The sequence below is a fragment of the Rhizobium sp. CECT 9324 genome, from assembly GCF_918741265.1.
Lineage (GTDB): Bacteria > Pseudomonadota > Alphaproteobacteria > Rhizobiales > Rhizobiaceae > Allorhizobium.
In genome coordinates, this window is the sequence record NZ_CAKKMZ010000001.1 from 3,713,821 (window position 1) to 3,739,941 (window position 26,121).

30 protein-coding genes are annotated in these 26,121 nt (G+C 61.4%); 15 read left to right on the forward strand and 15 right to left on the reverse strand.

Annotated elements, in window-relative coordinates:
* The first annotated feature begins 44 nt into the window (after window positions 1-44).
* The 5 genes from LQ231_RS18045 to LQ231_RS18065 all read left to right on the forward strand — a co-directional run bounded on the left by LQ231_RS18045 (window position 45) and on the right by LQ231_RS18065 (window position 3,815).
* Window positions 45-332 carry a hypothetical protein gene (locus LQ231_RS18045; RefSeq protein ID WP_230172679.1) on the forward strand — a complete coding sequence of 96 codons (288 nt, stop codon included), beginning with the start codon at window positions 45-47 and terminating at the stop codon, window positions 330-332.
* A gap of 16 nt (window positions 333-348) precedes the next feature.
* On the forward strand, window positions 349-1,032 hold the full coding sequence (locus LQ231_RS18050) for a Rieske (2Fe-2S) protein (protein WP_230172681.1): 684 nt from the start codon (window positions 349-351) through the stop codon (window positions 1,030-1,032).
* Window positions 1,032-1,664: a glutathione S-transferase family protein gene (locus LQ231_RS18055; protein WP_230172683.1), complete on the forward strand. Its 633-nt coding sequence runs from the start codon at window positions 1,032-1,034 to the stop codon at window positions 1,662-1,664. The genes LQ231_RS18050 and LQ231_RS18055 overlap by 1 nt, the downstream gene beginning before the upstream one ends.
* Before the next feature lie 47 nt (window positions 1,665-1,711).
* A complete protein-coding gene (locus LQ231_RS18060) occupies window positions 1,712-2,668 on the forward strand; it encodes a D-2-hydroxyacid dehydrogenase (protein ID WP_230172685.1) in 957 nt (318 codons plus the stop codon).
* Between the two features lie 73 nt (window positions 2,669-2,741).
* Entirely contained in the window at window positions 2,742-3,815 is a 1,074-nt protein-coding gene (locus LQ231_RS18065; protein WP_230172686.1) for an enoyl-CoA hydratase/isomerase family protein, read from the forward strand.
* 7 nt (window positions 3,816-3,822) lie between these two features.
* Here LQ231_RS18065 and LQ231_RS18070 read toward each other — a convergent pair whose 3' ends face one another.
* The 4 genes from LQ231_RS18070 to LQ231_RS18085 all read right to left on the reverse strand — a co-directional run bounded on the left by LQ231_RS18070 (window position 3,823) and on the right by LQ231_RS18085 (window position 6,778).
* Window positions 3,823-4,194 (reverse strand): type II toxin-antitoxin system PemK/MazF family toxin, encoded by a 372-nt coding sequence (locus LQ231_RS18070; RefSeq protein WP_230172688.1) that lies wholly within the window; start codon window positions 4,192-4,194, stop codon window positions 3,823-3,825.
* Window positions 4,194-4,460, reverse strand: coding sequence for a PbsX family transcriptional regulator (locus LQ231_RS18075; RefSeq protein WP_230172690.1), 267 nt, complete (start codon window positions 4,458-4,460; stop codon window positions 4,194-4,196). The genes LQ231_RS18070 and LQ231_RS18075 overlap by 1 nt, the downstream gene beginning before the upstream one ends.
* Before the next feature lie 61 nt (window positions 4,461-4,521).
* Window positions 4,522-5,238 (reverse strand): hypothetical protein, encoded by a 717-nt coding sequence (locus tag LQ231_RS18080; RefSeq protein WP_230172691.1) that lies wholly within the window; start codon window positions 5,236-5,238, stop codon window positions 4,522-4,524.
* A 130-nt stretch (window positions 5,239-5,368) separates the two neighbouring features.
* Window positions 5,369-6,778, reverse strand: coding sequence for an XRE family transcriptional regulator (locus LQ231_RS18085; protein WP_230172693.1), 1,410 nt, complete (start codon window positions 6,776-6,778; stop codon window positions 5,369-5,371).
* A gap of 135 nt (window positions 6,779-6,913) precedes the next feature.
* Here LQ231_RS18085 and LQ231_RS18090 point away from each other — a divergent pair, with 135 nt between their 5' ends.
* From LQ231_RS18090 to LQ231_RS18120, 7 genes are all read left to right on the forward strand, one after another.
* Window positions 6,914-8,446: an acyl-CoA carboxylase subunit beta gene (locus LQ231_RS18090; protein WP_230172694.1), complete on the forward strand. Its 1,533-nt coding sequence runs from the start codon at window positions 6,914-6,916 to the stop codon at window positions 8,444-8,446.
* Between the two features lie 10 nt (window positions 8,447-8,456).
* The gene (locus LQ231_RS18095; RefSeq protein WP_230172695.1) at window positions 8,457-8,693 is read left to right on the forward strand and encodes a DUF4160 domain-containing protein; all 237 of its coding nucleotides are present in this window, start codon (window positions 8,457-8,459) and stop codon (window positions 8,691-8,693) included.
* Window positions 8,674-8,958, forward strand: coding sequence for a DUF2442 domain-containing protein (locus LQ231_RS18100; protein ID WP_113142304.1), 285 nt, complete (start codon window positions 8,674-8,676; stop codon window positions 8,956-8,958). The genes LQ231_RS18095 and LQ231_RS18100 overlap by 20 nt, the downstream gene beginning before the upstream one ends.
* 165 nt (window positions 8,959-9,123) lie before the next feature.
* Window positions 9,124-10,050 (forward strand): glutathione-dependent disulfide-bond oxidoreductase, encoded by a 927-nt coding sequence (yghU, locus tag LQ231_RS18105; RefSeq protein ID WP_230172696.1) that lies wholly within the window; start codon window positions 9,124-9,126, stop codon window positions 10,048-10,050.
* 11 nt (window positions 10,051-10,061) lie between these two features.
* Entirely contained in the window at window positions 10,062-10,439 is a 378-nt protein-coding gene (locus tag LQ231_RS18110) for a hypothetical protein (RefSeq protein ID WP_113142306.1), read from the forward strand.
* A 4-nt stretch (window positions 10,440-10,443) separates the two neighbouring features.
* Window positions 10,444-10,857: a hypothetical protein gene (locus LQ231_RS18115; RefSeq protein ID WP_230172697.1), complete on the forward strand. Its 414-nt coding sequence runs from the start codon at window positions 10,444-10,446 to the stop codon at window positions 10,855-10,857.
* Between the two features lie 143 nt (window positions 10,858-11,000).
* A complete protein-coding gene (locus tag LQ231_RS18120; protein WP_230172698.1) occupies window positions 11,001-13,010 on the forward strand; it encodes an acetyl/propionyl/methylcrotonyl-CoA carboxylase subunit alpha in 2,010 nt (669 codons plus the stop codon).
* Window positions 13,011-13,211: 201 nt separating this feature from the next.
* Here the strand turns inward: LQ231_RS18120 and LQ231_RS18125 are convergent, their stop codons facing one another.
* Window positions 13,212-13,481 carry a type II toxin-antitoxin system ParD family antitoxin gene (locus LQ231_RS18125; RefSeq protein ID WP_230172699.1) on the reverse strand — a complete coding sequence of 90 codons (270 nt, stop codon included), beginning with the start codon at window positions 13,479-13,481 and terminating at the stop codon, window positions 13,212-13,214.
* 112 nt (window positions 13,482-13,593) lie between these two features.
* Between LQ231_RS18125 and scpA the strand changes: the two genes are divergently transcribed.
* Window positions 13,594-15,729, forward strand: coding sequence for a methylmalonyl-CoA mutase (gene scpA, locus LQ231_RS18130; protein ID WP_230172701.1), 2,136 nt, complete (start codon window positions 13,594-13,596; stop codon window positions 15,727-15,729).
* Between the two features lie 12 nt (window positions 15,730-15,741).
* Here scpA and LQ231_RS18135 read toward each other — a convergent pair whose 3' ends face one another.
* The 10 genes from LQ231_RS18135 to speB form a co-directional block, all read right to left on the reverse strand.
* Window positions 15,742-16,542, reverse strand: a complete 801-nt coding sequence (locus LQ231_RS18135; protein WP_113142313.1) for an ABC transporter permease — start codon at window positions 16,540-16,542, stop codon at window positions 15,742-15,744.
* Window positions 16,539-17,393 (reverse strand): ABC transporter permease, encoded by an 855-nt coding sequence (locus tag LQ231_RS18140; RefSeq protein WP_113142314.1) that lies wholly within the window; start codon window positions 17,391-17,393, stop codon window positions 16,539-16,541. Before LQ231_RS18140 ends, LQ231_RS18135 begins: the two co-directional genes overlap by 4 nt.
* A complete protein-coding gene (locus tag LQ231_RS18145; RefSeq protein WP_113142315.1) occupies window positions 17,390-18,424 on the reverse strand; it encodes an ABC transporter ATP-binding protein in 1,035 nt (344 codons plus the stop codon). The genes LQ231_RS18140 and LQ231_RS18145 overlap by 4 nt, the downstream gene beginning before the upstream one ends.
* 33 nt (window positions 18,425-18,457) lie before the next feature.
* The gene (locus LQ231_RS18150) at window positions 18,458-18,892 is read right to left on the reverse strand and encodes a type II toxin-antitoxin system VapC family toxin (protein ID WP_230172703.1); all 435 of its coding nucleotides are present in this window, start codon (window positions 18,890-18,892) and stop codon (window positions 18,458-18,460) included.
* Complete coding sequence (locus tag LQ231_RS18155) at window positions 18,889-19,140, reverse strand: type II toxin-antitoxin system prevent-host-death family antitoxin (RefSeq protein ID WP_113142317.1); 252 nt, start codon at window positions 19,138-19,140, stop codon at window positions 18,889-18,891. The genes LQ231_RS18150 and LQ231_RS18155 overlap by 4 nt, the downstream gene beginning before the upstream one ends.
* Before the next feature lie 205 nt (window positions 19,141-19,345).
* Window positions 19,346-20,356 (reverse strand): ABC transporter substrate-binding protein, encoded by a 1,011-nt coding sequence (locus LQ231_RS18160; protein WP_230173408.1) that lies wholly within the window; start codon window positions 20,354-20,356, stop codon window positions 19,346-19,348.
* A 142-nt stretch (window positions 20,357-20,498) separates the two neighbouring features.
* The gene (locus tag LQ231_RS18165) at window positions 20,499-21,149 is read right to left on the reverse strand and encodes an amino acid ABC transporter permease (protein WP_113142319.1); all 651 of its coding nucleotides are present in this window, start codon (window positions 21,147-21,149) and stop codon (window positions 20,499-20,501) included.
* Window positions 21,146-21,814 (reverse strand): amino acid ABC transporter permease, encoded by a 669-nt coding sequence (locus LQ231_RS18170; protein WP_230172705.1) that lies wholly within the window; start codon window positions 21,812-21,814, stop codon window positions 21,146-21,148. The genes LQ231_RS18165 and LQ231_RS18170 overlap by 4 nt, the downstream gene beginning before the upstream one ends.
* Before the next feature lie 4 nt (window positions 21,815-21,818).
* Entirely contained in the window at window positions 21,819-22,625 is an 807-nt protein-coding gene (locus tag LQ231_RS18175; RefSeq protein WP_230172706.1) for a transporter substrate-binding domain-containing protein, read from the reverse strand.
* An 89-nt stretch (window positions 22,626-22,714) separates the two neighbouring features.
* Window positions 22,715-23,770: an agmatinase gene (speB, locus tag LQ231_RS18180; protein WP_230172711.1), complete on the reverse strand. Its 1,056-nt coding sequence runs from the start codon at window positions 23,768-23,770 to the stop codon at window positions 22,715-22,717.
* Between the two features lie 168 nt (window positions 23,771-23,938).
* Between speB and LQ231_RS18185 the strand changes: the two genes are divergently transcribed.
* Window positions 23,939-24,925 carry a LysR substrate-binding domain-containing protein gene (locus LQ231_RS18185; RefSeq protein WP_230172712.1) on the forward strand — a complete coding sequence of 329 codons (987 nt, stop codon included), beginning with the start codon at window positions 23,939-23,941 and terminating at the stop codon, window positions 24,923-24,925.
* 19 nt (window positions 24,926-24,944) lie between these two features.
* Window positions 24,945-26,120, forward strand: coding sequence for an aminotransferase (locus LQ231_RS18190; RefSeq protein ID WP_230172713.1), 1,176 nt, complete (start codon window positions 24,945-24,947; stop codon window positions 26,118-26,120).
* Window position 26,121: the final 1 nt, after the last annotated feature.

Below are 26,121 nucleotides of genomic sequence, written 5' to 3' on the forward strand. Positions count from 1 at the left end.
GTCGCAACCCACCGCTAGATTGCCCGAAAATAGAGCGAGCACAATTGGCAGGCAACAACATTCCCCAGGCGAGCGGCGGCAACAGCGCAGGTATGTCCTGCGATTTCATCTTTCGCGGCAGCCTGATGTCCGAGAGTTTCCTGGATTTCGCCCGCCATCGGGCGGCGAGGCTCGACCTGACGCTCACCGTCGGCATCTGCGACACCCAAGCCTGCATGCTGACGGTGCGCGGGCCGGATGCTTTGATCGATGCCTTTGAAATGGCCGTCAGCCTCGGCCCCTATGATTGCATCATTATCGATATCGAACGCAGCGATCACCCGCATGGTTGATCCGGAGATTTTTCAGATGACCGACACCACCCTTTGGGTTCCCGTCGCCCTGTCGACATCGATCGAGCCCGGAACGTCCGCCGGCACCAGCATCGACGGCGCGGAATATGTAGTCTGGCGCGACGACAAGGGCAAGGCCCATGTCTGGGAAGATCGCTGTCCGCATCGCGGCATGCGCCTGAGCTTCGGCTTCGTGCGCGGCGACCAGATTGCCTGCCTCTATCACGGCTGGCGCTACGACAACGCCGGCCAGTGTCGGCTGATCCCGGCCCATCCGGATCTGGATGTGCCCAAGACCATCAAGGTCCCGACCTTTGCCGTGGTCGAAGCCGCTGGCCTGATCTGGGCCGCCGTCTCGCCAGACACGGATCGTACGACCATGCCCGACCTGCCGGAGGATCTGCTTTCCGTCCGTAGCCTCTATGTCGACGCCCCGCTCGCTCTTTGTCGCGATCGCTTGGCAGAAGTCAGCCCGCCGGACATGGAACCCGCCGAAGTCGCCGAACTCTCCCCCCTCTGCCTGCAGCGCACGGCAGCGGGCAGCACGCTCGTCATCGCGTTTCAGCCGTTGAACGCCGACAGGACGGCGCTGCACATTCTCGTTTCGGCGTCTGCCGACAACCAGACCCGTGCACAACTGGCGACCTGGGCGACTGGGCTTCGTTTCGCGCTTGAAAACTCCTACATCCGGGTCGCCTGATGTCTTCGCTCACTCTTTACAATTACGATCTCGACGACAGTTGCTACCGCGTACGCCTGCTGCTCTCCCTGCTCGGCCTGCAATACAAGACGATTGCCATCGACATGCAGCCGGGGCGCGAACAGGAACAGCCGCACATGCTGGCGATCAATCCGGCAGGCACCCTCCCAATCCTGTCCGATGGTGACCTCACGCTTTCAGGAGCCGAGGCGATTCTCGCCTATCTGGCCCGCGCCTACGACCCATCGGGTCAATGGCTGCCATTGGACCCGGCGCGCTATGGTTTGCTTCAGCAATGGCTGGGCTTTGCCGGGCACCAGCTGTTCGCCGCAGTGATCGCCCGGCAACAGGCGCTGTTCACACCCAACGGCGCAAAGCCCCAAACAATATCCGATGCGCGCCGCGCCCTGCGCATCATCGATGACCACATGACGTTGCAACAGATCCGCGGCTTCGAATTCGTCATTGCCGAGCAGCCGACGATTGCCGATGTCGCACTGATCGCAAGCTTTGCCCTGTCGCGCGATTTCGGCCTCGACCATGACGAATTTCCGGCCCTGCGCCGCTGGCTGCGTCGCTTCCGCAAGCTCGATGGTTTTATCACCATGCCGGGTATTCCCGACTATCACTGAGGCCAGCGTGCCGAAACCGAGCGCCGCATCGTCACAAGGGTTCCAACATGATCCGCATCGTTTTTCTCGACCGCGACACGCTCTCTCCGGAAACCATGGTTCGCGCGCCAGGTTTCCCGCATGAAATGATCGTGCATGATCGCACCAGCGCCGATCAGGTGGCCGAGCGGATCAAAGATGCCGATATCGTCATCACCAACAAGGCACCGGTGCGCGCCGATGCCCTGGCCTCGGCCAGCCGGTTGAAACTGATCGCGGTGTCTGCCACCGGCACCGACATCATCGATCTTGCCGCCGCCAAGGCAAACGGCGTATCGGTTTGCAACATCCGCAACTACGCCAAACACACGGTACCGGAACACACGTTCGCGCTGCTGCTGGCGTTGCGCCGGTCGATCATCCCCTATCGACAGTCGGTGCTGGACGGTCGCTGGCAGGAAGCGGCGCAATTCTGCTTCTTCGACCATCCGATCGCCGATCTCGGCGGCTCGACGCTCGGCATCATCGGCCACGGCACGCTGGGGCAATCCGTCGGCCGGATCGCCGAGGCCTTCGGCATGACCGTCCTGGTCGCCGGCCGCCGTGGTTCGGATGCGCTGAAGCCGGGACAGACCGCCTTCGACGAGGTCATGCGTCGCGCCGACGCCATCACCCTGCACTGCCCGCTCAATGCCGAGACACGCGGCATTATCGGCGCGCGCGAATTCGCCCTGATGGAGAAGAAGCCGCTGATCATCAACACCGGCCGTGGCGGACTGGTCGATGAACTGGCGCTGGAACAGGCGCTCGACAAGGGCCAGATCGCCGGCGCCGGTTTTGATGTCACCGATGGCGAGCCACCGGCGACCGACAGCCCGATGATGCGCATTGCCTCTCGCGACAATGTGATCCTGACACCGCATGTCGCATGGGCGAGCCGCGAGGCGATCCAGGCGCTGGCCGACCAGCTGATCGAGAACATCGAGCTGTTTATCGCCGGCACCCCGCGTCACCTCGTCGGGTGAACGCGACCATAGACGCACTTGCTCTTCAGCGACGACGCATATCTAACTCTCTGGAAAGACAAGGGAGGATGGCATGCGGTATCTGGAGGCGGACTATCAGGGCGAAGAGATCCTGACGGCAAGGAAAGGCGCGCTCGGCCTGATCGCGCTCAATCGGCCACGGGTGCTCAACAGCCTTTCCCATGACATGGTGGTGGATTTCGGCAAGGCACTTGATGCCTTCGAGGTCGATCCGCAGGTGGCCGCGGTTCTGGTCACCGGCGAAGGGGACAGGGGCTTGTGCGCCGGTGGCGACATCCGCATGTTCTACGAGAGCGGCAAGGCCGGCGATGGCAAGGCTTCCGCCTTCCTCAGGGCCGAATATCGGCTGAACGCCCGCATCGCCCGCTACGCAAAGCCCTATATCGTCGTGATGGACGGCATCACGATGGGCGGCGGCGTCGGCATATCGAGCCACGGCAGCCACCGCATCGTCACCGAAACGACGAAGCTCGCCATGCCCGAAACCGGCATCGGCTTCTTCCCCGATATCGGCGCCAGTTTTCTCCTGTCGCGCGCACCCGGCGAACTCGGCACCTGGATGGCCCTGACCGGCGAGGCGATCAACGGCGCCGATGCGATCAGCGCCGGTTTCGCCGACTGGTTCGTGCCGCAGGAGCGGATCGCCGAGCTTCTCGGCAAGCTCGCCAAGCTGCCGCTGCCGGCGCTCGGCCAGACCATTGCCTCGACCATCCGCGACCATACCGTGGACGGACCGACCGGCCTCTTCTGCGAAGGGCGACAACTGATCGACCGCTGCTTTGCCTTTGATCAGGTGGAGGAGATTGTCGCCGCTCTGGACCGCGAAACCACAGAGCTCGCCACCCGAACCCTCACCACCATGCGAGCCAAATCGCCGACCAGCCTCAAGGTGACACTCAGGATGCTGCGCGAAGCCCGTAGCTCACCGGATCTCGAGACCTGCCTCGAACGCGAATTCGCCGGCACGCTGCAGGTGGTGAAGGTGCCTGATTTCTACGAGGGCATAAGGGCCGCAATCATCGACAAGGACCGCAATCCGACATGGTCGCCGGCGCGGCTGGAGGACGTGGCGCAAGAAAGCGTCGAGGCCTTCTTTGCGGCGAGGGATGAGCGGTTGTTTGGTTGAACGCTACTCAAGCCGAGCCAGACAAAGGATCGATGGCGCTGACGACGCGGGCAACAATTTCATCGACGGTCGCCTTGTCCAGCGTCTCGATGAAGCTTGCGGTACGCTGCTGCACTCGGGCTGCAATATCGAAGCTCCGCACCTGATTGCACACCGCAACACCGGTCGTATCGTGCCCGTGGATTGGCACCGCTAGGCCTACATCACGTGTGAAGGCTCCCCCGGTCGTCACCGGGACGGTCATGCAGACGCCGAAAACATTGATTTCATGCGGCGTAATCACGACGAACCGGTGCCGGTTCTTCATTTCACGTCCGGCGACCGGATTGGGATCGATCCAGTAGACATCGCCACGGCGAGGAACACCGCTCCGGACCATCAGCCGATCTCTCGACCAACCGCATCGCCATCCATCGTCTCGGAGAGCGAAGCATTGAGTTGGGCGAGTTCTTCGGCCCCAACCAGCAGTTCCGCCAATGTGTAGCGCTTGACGCCGGCCCGGAGCGGCTTTGCCACCAGCTCGCCGTTCTGGACGTCGAGAGATAGCTGGTCACCCACCTCGACAGCCATGAGCTTGAGCAGCGCGGGCGGGATAGTCACCACGGCAGCCCCGCCCTGCTTGCGCACCTTTGTCGTCACAGTCATCGTCGCCTCCGTGTTGTGCTACAAATATAGCACACCATCGCAGACAGACAACACTACTCGATCAGGCGAATGCGGCGTCCAACGGCAAGGTAGCGGTTGGAGTTTCGGTCGCGGTCTCTTGCACTGCATTGCTGCTTGCGCCAGATGCGAGCGGGCTGTCGGAAGAACCAAGGCTGTCGATCATGTCGATCAAATCGGTCCAGAGAGATGTGTCGCGCCATCCTTCCATGGCGGACAAACCGGCCGCGCTTTTCAGATCCGCGATCGTGATTTCGGCATCAGGCCCTGCAAAGGCTAGCGCCGTTTCAAAGGTGTGCCAGGCAGCCATGAGCCTATCGCCCTCCTCGACTGGGGGCGAGCGTCCGTAGTCATCGACAATTGCACCTGCACCATGTCCCCACGCGATCAGATTGTAACCGGTTAACTGCCGAAAAGCAGCCAGCTCGTTCGTGGTGAAAGGGCGAATTGAAGCCTCGACTTCCACGTCGACTTCGCTGTTTTGCGCTCTGATGAGCATCCACAAAGTGCCCACATTCTCGTCCGGGGGCGACCCCTCCGGATCGAACACGATTTCGTACGCGCCATCAGCGCCCAGCACGTAGTTGTCCTGAAGCCGGGGGTCCATAAGCATGGTCTTGAAGAGGCCGTTCTCCTTGGAGGCATAGTCATGCTTGTTCACAAACGCGCCAAAACCCTGACCCGGGCTCGTCGCCCCGGAAGCAGAACTCAAACCGGCAGATTTTGCCGCATAGGTGTTCGTAGACTGACTGATCTGCATCGCCTCGCTCCGCTTCATACTTCTTGAGCGAGAGGTAGAGGCACAATCTGGCGCGAAGCTTACAACCCAAAATTGTCGATGGCTTTTTGAAATAGAAAGTGAGAGACGGAACCTTCTCGGTCGGGAGCTCTCACTCGATCGCATACGGCATCGGGTTCCTGACCCGATGATCGACCACCAGCTTCCTTTTCAGCGGCGGAACGGCGCGGCTGGTGCAGGTGACGCGTTCGCAGATGCGGCAGGAGATGCCGATCGGATCGTAGGCCGCGCGGTTGCTCAGATCGAGATCATCGGCATAGACGAACTGGTCGGCATAGGAAATCTCGCAGCCGAACGCCAAGGCGTAGCGTGGCTGGGCGGCGCGAAAGCCGACCGAGCCCTTCGACACCTGGGTGGCAAGACAGAGATAACGCACGCCGTCCGGCGTCTCGGCGAGCTGGCGGTTGATGCGGCCCGGCATCTCGAAGGCCTGATGCGCATTCCACAGCGGACAGGCGGCGCCGAAACGGGCGAATTGCAGGCGTGCCGCGCTATGCCGCTTGGTGATATTGCCGGCCCGGTCGATCCGGGCAAAGAAGATCGGCACACCCTTCAGGCCCGGCCGCTGCAGCATCGAGAGCCGGTGACAGACCTGCTCCAGCGAGGCGCCGAACCGTGCGGCGATCAGCTCGATATCGTGGCGCAATTCGCGCGCCGCCTGATGGAAGTTGCGATAAGGCAGGATCAGGGCGCCTGCGAAGTAGTTGTGCAGGCCCATGCGACAGATCTCGATCGCTTCATCGGATCGAAAACTTGCCTGTTTCAACACGGCGTCAATCTTTTCGGCGGCGTGCAACTGGGCAATCTGGATGGCGATGTGGAAATCGCGGGTCGGCGCCGATGCGTAGCGGCTAACCGTCAGGATGCGCCCGACCGGATCAAACCGGCGGATCGCCTCGTCGCCCGCCTCGCCGCGCACCACGCGCACGCCATGCCGGCTCTCGAGACAGCCGGTGAGCGCGGCATGATTTTCCCCCTCGCCCAGCTTCAGTTCGATCGCCAGCGCTTCGGCAGCGAGATCCAGCTCGTGAATGTAGTTGTCGACGAAATGGAAGAAGTCGCGCACCTCGTCATAGGGAGTCGCTTCCTGCGCCGATGCCGATCCCAGCCGGTCGTCGAAACTCGCCAATTGCTCGTTGCCGCGGCGATAGGCCTGATGCGCCGCAATCAACGCATGCGCCATACCCGGCGCATTCTGCGTGATCAGCTTCAATTCCTGCAGGCCCGGACTATAGGTTTCGAACAGTGGATCGGATAGCGCCTCGGTCAGGGCGGATAGCAGCCGGTCGCTCTGGCCGGACGACAGTTCGGTGATGTCGATGCCGAATTTTTCCGCAAGCGCCAGCAGCACGGTGGCCGAGACCGGCCGCTGGTTGTTTTCGATCTGGTTGAGATAGCTGGTCGAAATGCCGATCATGTCGGCAAACTGCGCCTGGGTGGCGCTGCTTGTCTGGCGGATTTCGCGGACCTTGCGGCCGATGAACAGTTTCCCGATGGCCATTTCGCAACTTCGCAATATTCATTTTGCAAATTCATAAATCCGCAATTGCACCTGTTCAATCATTTTCTTTGCAAGCGATGCAGTTTAAGGCTCAGATATCAGGCGCAAAGCCAGAGTTCTTCATCGGGGGGATACATGCACTCAATCCTGGACCAGCTCGAAGCCCGCCGCGCGCAAGCCCGTCTCGGCGGCGGCGAGAAGCGCATTGCCGCGCAGCATGCGAAAGGCAAGCTGACCGCCCGCGAGCGCATCGACGTGCTTCTGGATGAGGGCTCGTTTGAAGAGTACGACATGTACATCACCCACCGCGCCGTCGATTTCGGCATGGCCGAGCAGAAGATCGCCGGCGATGGCGTCGTCACCGGCTGGGGCACGATCAACGGCCGGCAGGTCTATGTCTTCTCCCAGGATTTTACCGTGCTCGGCGGCTCGCTGTCGGAAACCCATGCGCAGAAGATCTGCAAGATCATGGACATGGCGGTGAAGAACGGCGCACCCGTCATCGGCCTGAACGACTCGGGCGGCGCCCGCATCCAGGAAGGCGTCGCCTCGCTCGCCGGCTATGCCGACGTCTTCAAGCGCAATGTCGATGCCTCGGGCGTCATCCCGCAGATCTCCGTCATCATGGGCCCCTGCGCCGGTGGTGCCGTCTATTCGCCGGCGATGACCGATTTCATCTTCATGGTGCGCGATTCATCCTACATGTTCGTCACCGGTCCCGACGTGGTGAAAACCGTCACCAACGAGATCGTCACGGCGGAAGAACTCGGCGGCGCATCCACCCACACGAAAAAATCCTCGGTCGCCGACGGCGCCTATGAGAACGACATCGAGACGCTGGAGCATGTGCGCCTGCTCTTTGACTTCCTGCCGCTTAACAACCGCGAAAAGCCGCCGGTCCGCCCCTTCCATGACGATCCGGCGCGCATCGAGATGCGGTTGGACACGCTGATCCCCGACTCGTCGAACAAGCCCTACGACATGAAGGAACTGATCCTGGCACTGGCCGACGAAGGCGATTTCTTCGAGATCCAGGAAGCCTTCGCCCGCAACATCATCACCGGATACATCCGCATCGAGGGCCAGACCGTCGGCATCGTCGCCAACCAGCCGATGGTGCTGGCCGGCTGCCTCGATATCGACGCGTCACGCAAAGCCGCCCGCTTCGTCCGCTTCTGCGATGCCTTCTCGATCCCGATCCTGACCCTGGTCGACGTGCCCGGCTTCCTGCCCGGCACGGCCCAGGAATATGGCGGCGTCATCAAGCATGGCGCGAAACTCTTGTTTGCCTATAGCCAGGCGACCGTGCCGATGGTCACGCTGATCACCCGCAAGGCCTATGGCGGCGCCTATGACGTGATGGCGTCGAAACATATCGGCGCCGATATCAACTATGCCTGGCCGACGGCCGAAATCGCCGTGATGGGCGCCAAGGGTGCGACCGAGATCCTCTACCGCTCCGAGCTTGGCGACGCCGACAAGATCGCCGCCCGCACGAAGGAATACGAGATCAATTTCGCCAACCCGTTCAAGGCCGCCGAACGCGGCTTCATCGACGAGGTGATCATGCCGCATTCGTCACGCCGCCGGATCGCGCGGGCGTTTGCCAGCCTGAGGAACAAGCAGGTCGGCAGCCATTGGAAGAAACACGACACGATGCCGCTGTGAGGCGAGAAAAATGCCGACCTTATTGCTGTGGAAAGGCCATCGGTTTTTCTTCTATTCAAAAGAGATCGGCGAACCGCCGCATATCCACGTTTTGAAAGACAGCAGGCAGTTGAAGGTTTGGTTGAAGGACATGCGGGTCGCCCGCAACGCCGGTTTCGCAACCCACGAGGTGAATGATATTCTCAAGGTGATTGGTAAACACCGCGAACAGTTCGAGGAGGCATGGCATGACTACTTTGGACATTAATGAAGAGCAACTGCGCGTATCCGATGTCGCTGTCACGTCGGAAGCAATCATCTTCAAGATGGCGGACGGCCGAAGGATTGAAGCACCGCTTTGGTGGTATCCACGCCTGCACGCAGCATCGCCCGAGCAACAGGGCAAATGGCAGATCCTGCCCTTCGGCGATGCCGTCGGCTGGCAGGAGATCGACGAATACATAAGCGCCAAGGCACTCATCGTTGGTGGTGCCGCACCCGGCGCAAAACCACCGGCCGAGGCGGCGGAATGATGGCACGACAGAGGCACAAGCTTTCGGAATTCAGCGAGTCAATTGATTTGAAGCAACATTCAAAAGTACAGGCAAGGGGCAGAAACACCGCTGCTGCCTTCCTACATCCCACTCGCCGCGCTTGATCCTGCAAGCGCTTTACCCGAACGCCAAGGATAGTATTTCATGACCGACGAAAAATTTCCGCCCGCAAACAATTTTCCAGCCGGCTATGTGCCCCCGAAGGTCTGGACCTGGGAACCTGGCAATGGCGGCGCCTTTGCCAGCATCAATCGCCCGACATCAGGCGCGCAGACCGAAAAGCCACTGCCGGTCGGCAAACATCCGCTGCAACTCTATTCGCTGGCCACGCCGAACGGCCAGAAGGTCTCGATCCTGCTCGAGGAACTGCTGGCGGCCGGCCATACGGGTGCGGAATATGACGCCTGGCTGATCAAGATCGGCGATGGCGACCAGTTCGGTTCCGGCTTCGTCGACGTCAATCCGAACTCGAAGATCCCGGCTTTGATGGACCATGCGCCGAAGGATGGCGGCCAGCCGATCCGGCTGTTCGAATCCGCTTCGATCATGACCTATCTGGCCGAAAAGTTCGGCGCCTTCCTGCCATCCGAAACCCGCGCGCGCGCCGAAACCCTGAACTGGCTGTTCTGGCAGATGGGCTCCGCCCCCTTCCTCGGCGGCGGTTTTGGCCATTTCTATGCCTATGCGCCGATCAAGATCCAGTATGCGATCGACCGCTATGCGATGGAAGTGAAGCGTCAGCTCGACGTGCTCGACAGGCGTCTTGCCGACAACCAGTTCATCGCGGGCGCCGACTATACGATTGCCGACATGGCCATATGGCCCTGGTATGGCAAGATCGTGCTCGGCCAGGCCTATGGCGACGCCGGAACCTTCCTCGATGGCGCAAGCTATAAGAACGTTCTGCGCTGGACCAACGAGATTGGCGCACGTCCGGCAGTCAAGCGCGGTTCCATCGTCAACAAGTCCTTTGGCGAACTGTCGGAACAGCTGCACGAGCGCCACGACGCATCCGACTTCGATACAAAAACACAAGACAAGATCGCCGCGTCCACCCAGACGACGGCGTAAAGGAGACCAGGATGGCCAGACCACCCGAAATGACCAAGCACAGGGGCTTCCCCTCCGGCCTGCCGGGCCATGGCCATCACTTCACCATCCGCCGCGCAAACGAGAAAGGCGCAACACCGCTGAAGGTGTTGCAGCGTCTCGCCCGTCCGAACACGATCGAGCAGAAGGTCGATGCAGCCTTCCTGCATGCGCTCTGGCATCATTTCGGCGACGAGCCTTTCGAGCGTGGCAATCTCGATGCCGGCCGGCTGAACCTGCTGTTCGGCCGGGAAGTCGTGCCGGCCGAGACGCCATTTGATCCGACGTCCTATCAAGCCCTGCTCCGGATCGACGAAAAGGTCGGCCGCAAGAGCTTCCCCGATGCCTTTGAAGACGTGTTCGAGGTTTGACGCCATGGCCAAAGAATCGCTCATGCCCAAGCACCAGGGTTTTCCGCCCGGCCTGCCCGGAACGCAATGGCAATACACTTTGCGCCGGCCCAACCCCAAGGTGACACCGCTGACCAACTGGCCGCGTCACCGCACCATGGACCCGACCGTGGCGCTGGCCGATCTCGGCTTCGTCCAGGCGCTCTGGCAGTTCTTCGGTACGGAACCCTTCGAGCGCGGCAATCTCGACGGCGAACGCCTCTGCCGGTTGTTCGGCCGCGAATTGATCGCCGCCGAACGCGGCTTCGACCCGCAGTCCTATTTCGCCAAGCTGAAGCTCAACGAACCGCTGGCGCGGAAGAATTTTCCGGAAGCGTTTGGCGACGTGAAGAGCGAGCAGAGCGTGGCCAAGGGGCTGAAGAAGCAGGCGCGGGACTAGCGGGCGAAGCAGGACATGGAAGCCGGGGGAGGAAGTGGAGCGATGACTTTGGACATTGGAAAATATATCGGCGCCAAGGCGCTCATCATCGGGGGCGCCGCTCCTGGCGCAATCCCGCCCGCAGAAGCTGCCGAGTGACCTCCATGATCCAGAAAATCCTCATCGCCAACCGGGGCGAAATCGCCTGCCGGGTCATCAAGACCGCAAAGAAGATGGGCATCAGGACGGTGGCCATCTATTCCGATGCCGACCGCGATGCGCTGCATGTCGAGATGGCCGACGAAGCGGTCCATATCGGCCCGGCACCGTCGAACCAGTCCTATATCGTCATCGACAAGATCCTTGAGGCGATCAGGCAGACCGGCGCGGATGCAGTGCATCCCGGCTACGGCTTCCTGTCGGAAAATGCCGCCTTTGCCGAAGCGCTGGAAAAGGCGGGCGTCACCTTCATCGGCCCGCCGGTGGGTGCCATCCAGGCCATGGGCGACAAGATCACCTCGAAGAAGCTGGCGGCGGAGGCCGGCGTGTCGACCGTGCCCGGCCATATGGGCCTGATTGCCGATGCTGACGAGGCGGTGAAGATTTCCGGCGAGATCGGCTATCCCGTGATGATCAAGGCCTCTGCCGGCGGCGGCGGCAAGGGCATGCGCATCGCCTGGAATGACGATGAGGCCCGCGAAGGTTTCCAGTCGTCGAAGAACGAGGCAAAGAACTCCTTCGGCGACGACCGCATCTTCATCGAGAAATTCGTTGACCAACCGCGCCATATCGAAATCCAGGTGCTCGGCGACAAACACGGCACGGTGCTCTATCTCGGCGAACGCGAATGCTCGATCCAAAGGCGTAACCAGAAGGTCATCGAAGAGGCCCCCTCGCCTTTCCTCGATGCCGCGACCCGCAAGGCCATGGGCGAACAGGCGGTCGCGCTGGCGAAAGCCGTCGGATATCACTCTGCCGGCACAGTCGAATTCATCGTCGACGGCAAGCAAAACAAGTTCTACTTCCTTGAGATGAACACTCGCCTGCAGGTCGAGCACCCCGTGACCGAACTGGTGACCGGCCTTGATCTCGTCGAGCAGATGATCCGCGTCGCCGCGGGCGAAAAGCTTGGCCTTGCCCAGGACGACGTGACGCTGAACGGCTGGGCGATCGAAAGCCGGCTCTACGCCGAGGATCCCTATCGCAACTTCCTGCCGTCGATCGGCCGCCTCTCGCGCTACCGCCCGCCGGCGGAAGGACGGACGGCTGACGGCACCGTGATCCGCAATGACACCGGCGTCTTCGAGGGCGGCGAGATCTCGATGTATTACGACCCGATGATTGCCAAGCTCTGCACATGGGCGCCGGACCGGCTGCAGGCGATTGACGCGATGTCGGAAGCACTCGATAGCTTCGAGGTCGAAGGCATCGGTCACAACCTGCCCTTCCTTTCGGCGGTGATGAACCAGGATCGTTTCCGCTCTGGCAAGATCACCACGGCCTATATCGCCGAGGAGTTCAAGGACGGGTTTAGCGGAGTGACGCCGGATGCGGCCTCCGCAGAGAAGCTTGCGGCCGTCGCCGCCGTGATCAACCACCGCCTTCAAGCCCGCGCCACGCAGATTTCCGGCACGATCGGCAACCACGCCCGCAGCATGGGCGCAGACTGGGTGGTGAACCTTGCCGGCAGCGATCACACGGTGACCCTCTCCGAAGGCTCGGGCAATACACGCGTGGCCTTCGCAGACGGCGGCGAGCTGGTGGTCGGCAGCACCTGGACGCCGGGCCAGACATTGGCAAACTTCGACATCGGCGGCGAAACCATCGCCGTCAAGGTGGACCTCAAGGGCCCCGCCATCCGGCTGCGCTGGCGCGGCATGGATGTGACCGCCCGCGTCCGCTCGCCGCGGGTCGCCGCGCTCGCCAAGCTGATGCCGGAAAAGCTGCCGCCGGATACGTCAAAACTGCTGCTCTGCCCGATGCCGGGCGTGATCACCGGCGTGGCGGTCAAGGAGGGCGAAATCGTCGAGGCCGGCCAGCCTTTGGCAACAGTGGAGGCGATGAAGATGGAAAACATCCTCAAGGCCGAACGCCGGGGTACGGTCAAGAAGATCGTCGTCAAGCCGGGCCAGAGCCTGGCGGTGGACGAGTTGATCATGGAGTTCGAGGGGTGAGGACGCCGTCGATGATCGCGGTTTGGGTACCCCCCTCTGTCGGCTACGCCGACATCTCCCCATCAAGGGGGGAGATTGGCCGCAGGCTTTGCGACCACTTCACGAATTCAGCGTCTTCTATGGCGGGGCGGCAGGTCGGCCCCACTGTGATCTCCCCCCTTGAGGGGGAGATGTCCGGCAGGACAGAGGGGGGTACCGCCATCACAAGCCATACCCGGCCTTCACTTCGGCAATCATCGCCTCGATCCGCTCATGGCTTTCAGCCTCAGATAGGAAAGGCCCCTTGCGCCGACGCTCCACTAGCGCCCGCAGCGCCTCCACATCCTCTTGCCGCATCTCCGTCTCTTCGCGCACCAAGTCCACCCCGCGCTCGACCACGGCGGCGAGGCTCGGAAAATGGCCGTCCTCGACCAGATTGCGGGCAAATTCTTCCTGCTGGGGCGAGAGCGAGACAGAGGCTTCCACGGTCATGGCAAGGCACTCCGGTTAGACTTGCGAGAATAGCCAGGACCCGAAATCCCGTCAAATTGGCTTCCCTCGGCGAACCGCCGACACGCGCTGCCTTGAGAAAAGGATCACAACCATGACCAAGAAGACACGCGCCGATTGGCAAGCCCTGGCCGAAAAAGAACTGAAGCGTCCGCCAGACACGCTCACCTGGCAAACCCCCGAGGGCATTTCGGTCAAGCCGCTCTACACGGCTGACGACATCGCCGGCATCGAGCATCTCGACAGCCTGCCGGGCTTCGCGCCCTTCACCCGGGGTCCGCGTGCTACCATGTATGCCGGCCGTCCCTGGACCATCCGCCAATATGCCGGCTTCTCGACGGCGGAAGAAAGCAATGCCTTCTACCGCAAGGCGCTTCTCGCCGGCCAGCAGGGCGTCTCGGTCGCCTTCGACCTCGCCACCCACCGCGGTTACGACAGTGACCATCCGCGCGTCGAGGGTGATGTCGGCAAGGCCGGCGTGGCGATCGACAGTGTCGAGGACATGAAGATCCTCTTCGACGGCATTCCGCTGGAAGCAATCTCGGTTTCCATGACGATGAACGGCGCGGTCATCCCGATTCTGGCCAATTTCATCGTCACCGGCGAGGAACAGGGTGTCTCGCGCGACAAGCTTTCAGGCACGATCCAGAACGACATCCTCAAGGAGTTCATGGTCCGCAATACCTATATCTACCCGCCCGAACCTTCGATGCGGATCATCGCCGACATCATCGAATACACGGCGAAGGAGATGCCGAAATTCAACTCGATCTCGATCTCCGGCTATCACATGCAGGAGGCCGGTGCGACGCTGGTCCAGGAGCTCGCCTTCACGCTCGCCGACGGTCGAGAGTATGTCCGCGCGGCCATCGCCAAGGGCCTCAATGTCGACGAATTCGCCGGCCGCCTCTCCTTCTTCTTTGCGATCGGCATGAACTTCTTCATGGAGGCGGCCAAGCTGCGCGCCGCCCGCCTGCTCTGGACCCGCATCATGCAGGAATTCGAGCCAAAGAAGGCATCTTCCCTGATGCTGCGCACCCATTGCCAGACCTCGGGTGTATCGCTTGCCGAACAGGACCCCTACAACAACATTGTCCGCACCGCCTTCGAGGCGATGTCCGCGGTACTCGGCGGCACCCAGTCGCTGCACACCAATTCGTTTGACGAGGCGATTGCCCTGCCGACGGAATTTTCCGCCCGCATTGCCCGCAACACGCAATTGATCCTGCAGCACGAGACGGGTGTGACCAAGGTCGTCGATCCGCTCGCCGGCTCTTATTATGTCGAGAGCCTGACCAACGACATGGCGGAGAAGGCCTGGGCCTTGATCGAGGAAATCGAGCGGCTGGGCGGCATGACCAAGGCCGTCGATGACGGCTTGCCGAAGCGCCTGATAGAGGAGGCAGCCACCCGTCGCCAAGCCGCAGTCGACCGCGCCGAGGAAGTGATCGTCGGGGTCAACAAATACCGCCTCGAAAACGAGGAGCCGATCGATATCCTGCAGATCGACAACACTGCCGTTCGCCTGTCGCAGATCAAGCGCATCGAGCAGACGCGCCGCCAGCGCGACCCGAAGCGGGTCAGCGAAACACTCGCCCGGCTGACCGAGGTCGCCGAGAGCGGTCAAGGCAACATCCTCGAAGCCGCCGTCGACGCCGCGCAGGCGCGTGCCACCGTCGGCGAAATTTCGGATGCCATGCGCGCCGTCTTCGGCGATCACGTCGCAACGCCGGAAGTGGTGCATGACATCTACGGCAAGGCCTATGAGGGCGATCCGGAAATGGAGACGCTGTCGATCCGACTCATCGACTACGGCAAGGCCTCCGGCAAGCCACGTGTGCTTGTCGCCAAGCTCGGTCAGGACGGCCACGACCGCGGCGCCAAGGTGATCGCCTCGGCCTTCGGCGACATCGGCTTTGATGTCGTGGCAGGCCCGCTCTTCCAGACCCCAGACGAGGCCGCCGATCTGGCCATCGCGGAGAAGGTCAATGTCGTCGGCATGTCGTCGCTCGCGGCCGGTCACAAGACGCTCGCCCCGCAACTGGTCGAAGCCTTGAAGGCAAGAGGCGCCGGCGACATCATCGTCGTGGTCGGCGGTGTCATTCCGCGCCAGGATTATGACTTCCTCATCGAGCAAGGGGTCTCTGCGGTCTTCGGACCCGGCACCAATGTCATGGATGCGGCCCGCGCTGTTCTTGATCTGCTGGAGGGCAGGCTCAAGAACAGCTGATCTCGCATCCGCCTACTTGTCGTCCGCGGCATTTGCGCCGAGCAGTTTCGGCAGGTCGCCGAAGCGCGCCACCAGGCCGAAGATCAGCGCTGCCATCACGACGAACAGCACCGTCACCGAGGCCATGACCGGCGTATAGCCGTAACGCAGAGCGTTGAAGATCTTGATCGGCAACGTCTCCATGGTGAAGCCGACGGTCATGTAGGCGACGATGTATTCGTTGAGCGACAGGACGAAGGCGAAGGCATAGCCGGAGACGAGATAGGGCATGATCAGCGGCAGGACGACGGTGCGGAAGATCGTCCGGTCATCGGCACCCATGGTCGATGCGGCCTCGACCAGCGAGCGGTCGATGGCCGTAAAGCCGAGCGACAGCGTCACCAGTGGCAGGGTGACGAAGAAGATCGCGTGACTGATCACCGCCGTCCAGGGCTGGCCGTAGAAGCCGGTCGTCGCCCAGAAGGTCAGCAGCCCGAGCGCGGTGATCACCGGCGGCAACGTGAAAGGCGCAATGCCGAGCAACTGGAAGACCTGCGCCCAAGGCGCCAGCCGGCGCCACAGGAACCAGGCGAGTGGAAGCGCAATAGCGACGGCAAGCGCTGCCGCCGAAAGCGCCAGGATCAGCGACGCAAACAGCGCCGAACGCCAGCCGGCATCGGTAAAGATCGCCCCATACCAGGCAAGCGAGAAACCCTGCGGCGGGAAATTCAGGCTCTGTTTCGCATTCACCGAAACGCCGGCGACGACGACGATCGGGGCAGCCAGGAAGATCGCGATCAGGGTAAAATAGACGCGGATGAGAAGCTTGTTCATGCGGCTTCTCCCTTGCGGCCAATAAGCAGCGTCAAAGCCACCATGCCGAGCGTGACGAGAACGAGAAAGACCGCCATGGCAGCGGCGAACGGCATGTTCGACTGGTAGATCGCCTGGTCCGTGATCAGCACCGACAACGTCCAGTGTTGCGGCCGGCCGAGGATCTGCGGCAAAAGGTAAGAGCCGAGCGCGAAGATGAACACCATGATCAGGGTGGCGATCAGCGTATTGCGCAGCGCCGGCACGACGACGGTGAAGAAGGCCTTAATCGGCGAGGCACCGAGCGTGCGGGCCGCCTCCGTCAATGTCGGATCAAGCCGGACCAGGGCAGGATAGAGCACCAGAACCGTATAGGGCAGAGCCTGGTAGACCATGCCGGTCAGCACCGCGCCGAAATTCGGCATCAGCGCGACCGGCTTTGCCATCAGCCCGATCATCACCAGCAGATTGGTGATGCCCGCCGTGCGTGAAAACAGCGTCGACCAGGCAAAGCCGATGATGACTTCCGACAGCGACAGGACCGACAGCAGCGCCACCAGCCAGATCACCTGCGCTTTGCGCGACATGCGCGCCAGGAGATAAGTGAATGGCAGACCGAGCACCACGCAGACGATGGCAACGGCAATCGCCAGCATCAGCGAAAAACCGAGCACGCCGGCAAAGAAAGTGGAGATAAACCGGGCATAGTTGTCGAAGACGAAGGCGGTCGAATAGAAACCGGCCGGATCGCGCTTGAAGAAGGACACGGCGATCATCGTCGCGAACGGCACGACGAAGAACAGGATCAGCATGCCTGCCGGGAAGACCAGCGGCGCAAAATCGAGTGCGGTTTTGGGTGGTTCGCGTCTCATCGGGCAAGCACCACGGCACTTTCCGGATCGATCGCCACGCCGACCTCCTGGCCGACGGAGACGACCGGTCGCTCGCGCGGCGTCGACACCGCGATCACCTCGGTGCCGGCGACATCAAGGAAGGTCTCGATCATGCCGCCAAGATCGCGAATGAAAGTCACGCGTCCGGTCAACCGGCCTTCGCCGGGAGCCAATAGGGTAATGTCTTCCGGACGTACCGAAAGGCTGCAGGACGATTGGCCGGCAGGGGCCGCGATGCCGGAAACCGGTTGACCGAGCACCAGCGTCCTGCCCCCCTGCACGCTCAGCGGCAGGAGATTGGTCGAACCGATGAAGTCGGCAACGAAGCGATCGGCCGGACGGCGATAGATCTCGATCGGGCTTGCCGCCTGGCGGATCTTGCCGCCGTTCATCACCACGACGGTATCGGCCATGGTCATCGCCTCGCGCTGGTCATGGGTGACGACGATGGTGGTGATCCCGAGCTGCTGCTGCAGCTTGCGCAGCTCGACCTGCATCGCCTCGCGCAGCTTGGCGTCGAGCGCCGAAAGCGGTTCGTCGAGCAGGAAAAGTTTCGGCGAAATCGCCAGCGCCCGGGCGATCGCCACGCGCTGCCGCTGTCCGCCGGACAGCTTGTTGACCGGCCGGTCGGCGTAACCCGTCAGATGGATCATCGCCAGCAGTTCCTGCACGCGCTTCATCTGCTCCTCGCGGCCGACGCCGCGAATGCGCAAGGGATAGGCGATATTTTCACCGACGGTCAGATGCGGAAACAGCGCCAGCGACTGGAAAACCATGCCGAGATTGCGCTTGTGCGTCGGCATGCGGGTAATGTCCTGCCCATCGAGCACGATCTCGCCGCCCGTCGGCAGGTCCAGCCCGGCGATCATCCTGAGCAGCGTGGTCTTGCCGCAGCCGGACGGACCAAGCATGCAGACGAAAGTGCCATGCGGTACGGTCAGTTGCACCTGATCGACGGCGGTAAACGGGCCGAATTGCTTGGTAACGGCGTTGAGAGATAGTCCAGACATGGGCTGTTGGTTTCCAATCACAGACAAGATTGTTCAAAAGGGTGCAAGACACTCGACGCCTAAAGGTTCGAAGTCTTTGACATTGGCAGTCACGACCGTGAGGTGGTGCGTGACAGCCGTTGCGGCGATAAGGATGTCGGCGAGTTCGAAATTTTGCCCACGGGCGAGCGCAGCGCCTTCGAGACGTCCTGCAGCCAAAGCTACCGTGGTGTCAACCGGCAGGAAACGATCCTGAAAATCAGACATCACCGTCTCCAGCCATAGCCTCAGGCGCTTCGCCTTTGCCGGATTTCCCGCCTTCACAAGCTCCAGTTTCACGATGCCTTTTTCAGTTTCCTGCAGCGTTATCGACGAAACATACAACGAGTTCCGTTGCTGTTGCTCTTTCAACCAGCCCACGAATGAGGCCGAGGCCCTGCTGGCAGAGAGGAGGGAAATCGCATTCGTGTCAATAAGATAGCCACTCAAAGATCGACGTCTCGCCCGCGTGAGGGATTGCGTTCAAAAACCATACCGGGTTCCGGGAAAGCCATCAGATGCTCAAGGAAATTGCGCTTCGTTTTAGGCTCAACCGGGGTCTTTGCAGTTTGTTCGACCGGCACCAGCGTCGCCACCGGCTTGCCGTCTCGCGTGATCGTGACGCTACCGCCCTTGATCACCTCATCCACCAGTTCCGAAAGATCAGTGTTTACATCGCGCACGCTGACCGTCGTCATGATCTCGTCTCCGTGTAGCTGCCTTTTGTGATCCTAGCATGTGCCTTGGGATGCCACAAAGCCTGTCATAATCTGCCCCTCACCCTACCCTCTCCCCGCAAGCGGGGAGAGGGTAAGAGGACGCCGAGCGTTCAGCTTGTGTCCTTCTCCCCGCGAGCGGGGAGAAGGTGCCCGGCAGGGCGGATGAGGGGCAAGCCCCCAACCATCAGCCGACGATCAGCTCCGTCCACTTCTGGTTCAGCCAATCCGACTTGGTCTGGTAGAGATCGTAACGCGGGGTGATCGGCTCGATGTCGGACGAAACGGAAGCAAATTCCGCATCGGTCAGGTCGAGCAGCTCGCGCTTAACGGTCGGCGCCGTGCCGACCTTGCGCGACAGGGTCGCCTGGATCGCCGGCTGGCACATGTAGTCCATGAAGATATGCGCCTCGTCCGTCTTGGTCGAAGCCCGCGACAGCGCCCAGCAACCGCTGTCCTGGATGCCGCCTTCCTTCGGGAAGGTCGAGCGGACCGGTTGGCCATCGGCAGCCGCCAGACCGGTAACGTCGTGGTAGTACTGGCCCATCGGGATTTCGCCCGACTTCAGCGACTGCTCGAACTGTGCTTCGTCGCGGTACCACAGACGTACATTCGGCTTCACTTCGGCGAGCTTGTCGAAGGCCTTGAGGATGCCTTCCTCGGTATCGAGCGCGTTGGTACCGCCGAAGAAGGTTTTCGCCGTGACTTCCAGCAGGAAGGAATTCGACACCAAGGCAAGCAGGCCGAGCTTGTCGGCATTTGCCGGATCCCACAGCGCTTCCCAGGAGGTCGGCGCTTCCTTGAAGACATCCGTGTTGGTGACCAGGGTGATGTACCAGGCAACGGCGCCGACGCCGGCGACACGGCCGTCCGGATATTTGTTGACGAAGCGATCGATCAGGCCGGAAGCGTTCTTGAGCTTTGCCATGTCGATCGGCGCCCACAGCTCGGTCGCCTGGCCCTTGAGCATCGACACCTGCGACATCATCGAGAGGTCGGCCGGAGCCTGGCCGGCCTTGGCTGCCTGTTCGAGCTGCACGAGCCAGGCTTCGCCAGTCGGTTCGGCGATCGATTCCACTGCGATCCCGGTCGCCTTGGTGAAGTCCGGAAAGATGTTCTTGTCGAACGAATCCTTGAAGTAGCCGCCATAGACACCGACCTTCAGCGACTTGTCCTGCGCGCGCAGGATCGACGGCATGGCAAATGTGCCGGCTGCGACCACCGAACCCGCAAGCACGCTGCGGCGGCTGACCGGTTTGTTGATGAGATCCTTCATTTCGTTTCTCCTTGTTTTCGGCCAAAGGCCGGTTCCCGTTTTTAAGAGAGGCTGCGTGCTGCGCTCATGCGTATTTGGCGGCACGAAGTTCGAGGGCCCGCGCATACCGCGTCAGCGGAAAACAGAGGGCAAAATAGATCAATGCGACCATGCCATAAACCTTGAATGGCTCGAAGGTCGCATTGTTGATCGCGTTCGAGGTTCGCACCAGTTCCTCGAAGCCGATGATCGACGTCAATGCGGTACTCTTGATCAGCTGGACGAGAAATCCGACGGTTGGCGCACGGGTCATGGAAAAGGCCTGCGGCAAGACGACCAGGCGCAATTTCGCAATGTAATGCAGTCCCAGACTGCTGGCGGCATCCCATTGGCCGAGCGGCAGCGCCTGAACACCACCTCGCCAGATCTCCGCCAGATACGCGCTGGCAAACAGCGTCAATCCGATCACGGCCGCCGTCCAGGCCTCGATGCGAAAGCCGATCAGCGGCAGCCCGAAGAACAGCAGGAACAGCTGCATCAAGAGTGGCGTGCCCTGGAACAGGCCGATGTAGTATTCGGCGAACCGCCGGAGCGGGCGGCGCTCGGAAATCCGCATCAGCAGGATCAACACACCGACCAGAGTGCCGCCGATAAAGGCAACGACCGACAGGAGTATGGTCCAGCGTGCTGCGAGCAAAAGATTGCGAACGATGTCCCAGAAGGTGAATTCGATCACGTGACACCTCCCGCCAGCATTCGGTTGCCACCCGCAACCAGCAGCCGGCGCAGCCCGATGCTCAAAGCCAGATAAACCAGCGTCACGACGAAATAGGTCTCGAAGGCGCGAAAGGTCCGCGCCTGGAGCATATCCGCCTCATAGGTCAGTTCGCGTACGGCAATCTGTGAGACGACGGCCGATTCCAGCATCATGATGACGATCTGGCTGGTCAGCGCCGGAAAGATCACTTTCAGCCCCTGCGGCAGTACGATCTTGAAGAAGACCTGACGCGGGCGAAGCCCGAGCGACAAGGCCGCTTCCTTCTGCCCCTTCGGCACGGCATCGAGACCGGCACCCACAATCTCGGTCGTGTATGCCGTCATGTTCAGCGTCATCGCGAGGATTGCCGCGACCACTGGGTCGAGGCGAATGCCAAGGCTTGGAAGACCGAAGAAGATGAAGAACAACTGCACCAGAAACGGCGTATTGCGAATCAGCTCGACATAGGCGCCGATCATCCGGCGCAGCACCGCATACCGGCTGCGCCGGGCGGCCGCGCCCAGCACGCTGAGAACGATGCCGGCAACCGCCGACACCGCAATCAGGAAGATCGTCATGGCTGCACCCTGCGCGATCAGGTGGATCGCGTCGGTGAGCCAGCCGAAATCGAGCTGATAGCCCAAAGGATCAATCCTTCAGGTTTTCAGGATTGAGCGGCGTCTTCAGCCACATTTCCGAGCTTTCGTTCAGCTTGCCGTCGGCCAGCATCTTGGCAACCGCATCGTTGATCGCCGTCTTCAGACGCTCCTCACCCTTGTTGAGGGCAATATGCGATGGCGAGGTTAGAAGCTGGAACTTCTGCTCCGGCTTAAGGGCTTCCTGGCGGGCCAGAACCTGCGCGCCGACGTCGTTGCCAACCACCATCAGGTCCGTCTGGCCGGAAATGAAGGCCTGGATGACGGAATTGTAGTTGTCGAAACGCTTGATGTCGGCAGATTTGGGTGCCGCTTCCGTCAGCGAGGTGTCTTCCAGCGTGCCGCGATTGACGGCAATGCTCTTGTCGGCGAGGTCTTCCTTGTCTTTGACCTCCATGGCGGCCGGACCGATCACCGCGATGTAGTAAGGTGCGTAAGCTGCGGCAAAATCGATGACTTCGGCGCGCTCTTTCGAGTAGCCGACGCTGACCAGCATATCGACACGCTTTTCGGTGAGGTAAGGAATGCGGTTCTGGCCGGTGATCGGCACGGGAACCAGCTTCACCTTCAGCGCATCGGCAATGTACTGCGCCACATCGATGTCATAGCCCTTGAGGCTCATGTCGGCGCTGGCCGAGGAAAACGGCGGGAAGTCGGCAAACACGCCGACATTCAGCACGCCAGCCTTGGTGATGTCATCGATCGCATCTGCATGCGCGGAGGATGCGAAGCCAAGAACGGCACCGCCGAGCATAAGCATGGCGAACGTCGTCGATTTCATTGCGGTTTTGATGTTCATTTTTGTTCCCCTTTATCGGACATTGCTTTGGGTGATGCGGGCAATCCGGCCGCCAACCACCGACCTTTTCGGTCGACGGGAATGCAAGATCAACGCACCGCCGTTACATGCGGGCTGAAGACCATCAGGCTGAGGATTTCAAACAGCACCTGCGCACCGGCATGGGCTGTATTCGCGGTCGCGTCATACTGTGGCGCGACTTCGACGACATCGCCACCGACGATGTTGATACCCTTCAGACCGCGCAGCAGTTCCAGCACCTCGCGGGTGGTGAGACCACCCACTTCCGGCGTGCCGGTACCCGGCGCAAAACTTGGGTCGAGGCTATCGATATCGAACGAAACATAGGTCGGGCCATCGCCGACAATGGCCTTCGCCTTTTCAATGATCGCCGGCATGCCGAGACCGGTCACCTCTTCGGCGTGGATGACGGTCATGCCGGACTCGTAGGTGAATTCCCAGAGATATTCGGCCGATCCCCGGATACCGATCTGGATAGTCCGCGTCGGATCGAGAACACCGTCGAGCACTGCCTGGCGGAACGGGCCACCGTGATGGAACTTGGTATCTTCGAACGGCGCGCTGGTATCGCAATGCGCGTCGATATGGATCATGCCAACCGGCGCCGTTTTGCCGACCGCCTTCAGGATGGAATAGGTGATCGAGTGGTCGCCGCCGACGGCAAGCGGTGTGACGCCGGCATCGACGATCTGGTTGAAGCGGCGCTCGATATCTTCATGGGCCGTTTCCAGCCGGTAGCGGCTGCGCAGCGGCACGTCGCCGATATCGGCAACCTTCAGTTCATGCACCGGCGCGCAGCCGAGAACGTGGTTATAAGGCCCGATCCGGTCGATTGCCCGCAAGGCGCGCGGCCCGAAGCGTGATCCCGGCCGATTGGTGACGCCGAGGTCCATCGGCACGCCGGTGATTGCCACCTGCAGATCGCCTAAATCCGGCGCCTGTGCAGCCACCTCGCGGTAAGGTGCAGAGAGAAAGGTCGGCAGGCCCGAGAAAGGTGCAGCACGCGTGCCCTTGGAAAAGATCTTGTCGCCGACCTTGCTGAAGTCGGCATCGAAAATCTCGCCATTGCGGCTCTCACCGTATTTTGCCCGCAATGCCGCAAGCTTTTCCGCGTCGAATGCCATGAAACTGTTCCCTGCTTTGGAGTGGCAACAGACGCCGCCACCTAGGCTGTTTTTGCGGCAGCTGTTTTCGCTGCCTTTATTGTGAGCATTAATCCGCAAGCCTCTTGGAAAATCAATTCACGATGTTATAGCATTATATATGAGAAAAATTCACAACGATTGACCCCCATGGCCAACCGCCTGCCACCGCTGAATCCCTTGCGCGCATTCGAGGCCGCCGCCCGTCGCGGCTCGATTTCGGCCGCGGCGCGCGAGCTCAACGTCACGCACGGCGCCATCTCGCATCAGATCAAGAGCCTAGAGGAAACGCTGAAGACCACGCTCTTCGAACGTGGTGGCAAACGCCTGAAGCTCACCCCGCAAGGTGCGCTGCTCCTGCCTGCCGTCAGCCAGGCGTTCGACGGCATAGCGGCCGCGACCGCTCTGCTCGACCGCCCCTCGACGAGCGGCAATCTGCGCATCAGCTGCGTGCCGGCCCTCTTGGCACTGTGGCTGGTGCCGCGCATGGGATCCTTCACCGATCGCTACCCGGAAATCAGCCTGACACTGACCTCCAGCAATGACGCCGAGCTGATCTACTCGCCGGAAATCGATATCGCCATCCTGTATGGCGCCGGCGGCTGGCGCGATTGCTGGACACGGTTGTGGAGCACGTTCGATCTTTTTCCGGTCGTCAGCCCGACGCTGCTGAACACAAGACCTCTGCGTTCGGTGCGCGACCTGCAGGATCATGTGCTGCTGCATGGCGATGACGGCCGCGAATGGCGCAGCTGGCTGGCCGCCGCCGACCAGTTGGACATGCCGCATCCGCGCGAACATTTCATGGGGGATGCAAGGCTGTCGACCGAGGCTGCCCGCCATGGCCAGGGCGTGGCCCTTGGCGACAGCATCACCGCCTCCAGCCTGATTGCCGCCGGCGAACTGATCATTCCCTTTGATCTCGCTGTCCCCGCAGCCGACGCTTTTTATGTCGCGGCCCGCAACGAAGTCCGCGGCGCACCGATCGCCAAGGTCTTCATCGACTGGCTTTTCGACACACTTGAAACAGAACGCGCCGTACAGCCACGACCGATCGCCCGCCAGACCGCCCGCACCATCGTCCCGACACCACGCCGCCGCGCAACCAGCCCCCAGTCTGTAGAAGACGGGGAATGACCGCATAAGGATCGAAACCATGCCTGCTGCTTCCTTTAACCCCCTCGTCTCTCAGCTTTCGCCTCCACCAGTGCCTTCGGTCTTTGCCTGGGGACGGGCTTATGGCGGCAAAAATGGCCCCCTGATCGACCTGTCGCAGGCCGTTCCCGGCTATCCGCCACATCCCGACATGCTGGCATGGCTTGCGGAAACTGCGGGATCACGCATCTATGCCGGTTATGGTCCGATCGAAGGCGAGAGCGAATTGCGCACCGCCTATGCCAACGAACAGCAGGTGATCTATGGTGCCGAGGTCACGCTCGAAAACATCCACATCACCGCCGGCTGCAATCAGGCCTTCATCGCCGCAGCCATGACCCTTGCCGGCAGCGGCGACAGCATCGGCCTGACCGAACCCTTCTACTTCAACCAGGAAACGACGCTCGGCATGCTGGGCATTCGTCGCGAGCTTCTGCCGCTTGATCCGGCAACCGGCTTCGTGCCGACCATCGAGGCGGTAGAGGCTGTCCTGGCCAAAGGCGTGAAAGCGGTAGCCCTTGTCTCGCCCAACAATCCCACCGGCGCGATCTATCCGGCAGATCTGCTGCGCGACATCTTCGAGGCCTGCCGGGACGCCGGCGCCTTCCTCATTCTCGACGAGACCTATCGCGATTTCCTGCCCGGTCACGAACACCCGCACAACCTTCTGTCCGTCCCCGGCTGGGAAGACAATCTGATCCTGCTCTACTCCTTCTCCAAGTCCTTCTGCATTCCCGGACATCGCCTCGGCGCCATCACCGCCGGCCCGCGCGCCGTGGCCGAAATCGCCAAGGTCATGGACAATCTGCAGATCTGCGCACCGCGCGCGCCGCAGGCGGCCGTGGCCAAGGCTATTCCGGCGCTTCGCGATTGGCGCGCGGTCAACCGGGCGGAAATCCTCGCCCGGGCAGAAACACTAAAGGGCGTGATGGCCGAGCTTCCGGCATGGAAGATGGATTCGCTCGGCGCCTATTTCGCCTTCATCCGCCATCCTTTCGAAGGACAGCCTTCGGCACTGGTGGCGGAACAGCTGGCAAAACGCGCCGGCATTCTCTGCATTCCCGGCGCCTATTTCGGCGAGGGTCAGCAGGCCTATCTGCGTTTCGCCTTTGCCAATGCCGATAGCGAAACGATCCGCGGCCTGACCTCCCGTCTCGCCAATTTCACCTTGGAGTGAG

Coding starts and splice junctions, on each gene's coding strand:
- LQ231_RS18050 (WP_230172681.1), top strand. CDS start 349: ATGACCGACACCACCCTTTGGGTTCCCGTCGCCCTGTCGACATCGATC.
- LQ231_RS18055 (WP_230172683.1), top strand. CDS start 1,032: ATGTCTTCGCTCACTCTTTACAATTACGATCTCGACGACAGTTGCTAC.
- LQ231_RS18060 (WP_230172685.1), top strand. CDS start 1,712: ATGATCCGCATCGTTTTTCTCGACCGCGACACGCTCTCTCCGGAAACC.
- LQ231_RS18065 (WP_230172686.1), top strand. CDS start 2,742: ATGCGGTATCTGGAGGCGGACTATCAGGGCGAAGAGATCCTGACGGCA.
- LQ231_RS18070 (WP_230172688.1), bottom strand. CDS start 4,194: ATGGTCCGGAGCGGTGTTCCTCGCCGTGGCGATGTCTACTGGATCGAT.
- LQ231_RS18075 (WP_230172690.1), bottom strand. CDS start 4,460: ATGACTGTGACGACAAAGGTGCGCAAGCAGGGCGGGGCTGCCGTGGTG.
- LQ231_RS18080 (WP_230172691.1), bottom strand. CDS start 5,238: ATGCAGATCAGTCAGTCTACGAACACCTATGCGGCAAAATCTGCCGGT.
- LQ231_RS18085 (WP_230172693.1), bottom strand. CDS start 6,778: ATGGCCATCGGGAAACTGTTCATCGGCCGCAAGGTCCGCGAAATCCGC.
- LQ231_RS18090 (WP_230172694.1), top strand. CDS start 6,914: ATGCACTCAATCCTGGACCAGCTCGAAGCCCGCCGCGCGCAAGCCCGT.
- LQ231_RS18095 (WP_230172695.1), top strand. CDS start 8,457: ATGCCGACCTTATTGCTGTGGAAAGGCCATCGGTTTTTCTTCTATTCA.
- LQ231_RS18100 (WP_113142304.1), top strand. CDS start 8,674: ATGACTACTTTGGACATTAATGAAGAGCAACTGCGCGTATCCGATGTC.
- yghU (WP_230172696.1), top strand. CDS start 9,124: ATGACCGACGAAAAATTTCCGCCCGCAAACAATTTTCCAGCCGGCTAT.
- LQ231_RS18110 (WP_113142306.1), top strand. CDS start 10,062: ATGGCCAGACCACCCGAAATGACCAAGCACAGGGGCTTCCCCTCCGGC.
- LQ231_RS18115 (WP_230172697.1), top strand. CDS start 10,444: ATGGCCAAAGAATCGCTCATGCCCAAGCACCAGGGTTTTCCGCCCGGC.
- LQ231_RS18120 (WP_230172698.1), top strand. CDS start 11,001: ATGATCCAGAAAATCCTCATCGCCAACCGGGGCGAAATCGCCTGCCGG.
- LQ231_RS18125 (WP_230172699.1), bottom strand. CDS start 13,481: ATGACCGTGGAAGCCTCTGTCTCGCTCTCGCCCCAGCAGGAAGAATTT.
- scpA (WP_230172701.1), top strand. CDS start 13,594: ATGACCAAGAAGACACGCGCCGATTGGCAAGCCCTGGCCGAAAAAGAA.
- LQ231_RS18135 (WP_113142313.1), bottom strand. CDS start 16,542: ATGAACAAGCTTCTCATCCGCGTCTATTTTACCCTGATCGCGATCTTC.
- LQ231_RS18140 (WP_113142314.1), bottom strand. CDS start 17,393: ATGAGACGCGAACCACCCAAAACCGCACTCGATTTTGCGCCGCTGGTC.
- LQ231_RS18145 (WP_113142315.1), bottom strand. CDS start 18,424: ATGTCTGGACTATCTCTCAACGCCGTTACCAAGCAATTCGGCCCGTTT.
- LQ231_RS18155 (WP_113142317.1), bottom strand. CDS start 19,140: ATGACGACGGTCAGCGTGCGCGATGTAAACACTGATCTTTCGGAACTG.
- LQ231_RS18160 (WP_230173408.1), bottom strand. CDS start 20,356: ATGCCGTCGATCCTGCGCGCGCAGGACAAGTCGCTGAAGGTCGGTGTC.
- LQ231_RS18175 (WP_230172706.1), bottom strand. CDS start 22,625: ATGAACATCAAAACCGCAATGAAATCGACGACGTTCGCCATGCTTATG.
- speB (WP_230172711.1), bottom strand. CDS start 23,770: ATGGCATTCGACGCGGAAAAGCTTGCGGCATTGCGGGCAAAATACGGT.
- LQ231_RS18185 (WP_230172712.1), top strand. CDS start 23,939: ATGGCCAACCGCCTGCCACCGCTGAATCCCTTGCGCGCATTCGAGGCC.
- LQ231_RS18190 (WP_230172713.1), top strand. CDS start 24,945: ATGCCTGCTGCTTCCTTTAACCCCCTCGTCTCTCAGCTTTCGCCTCCA.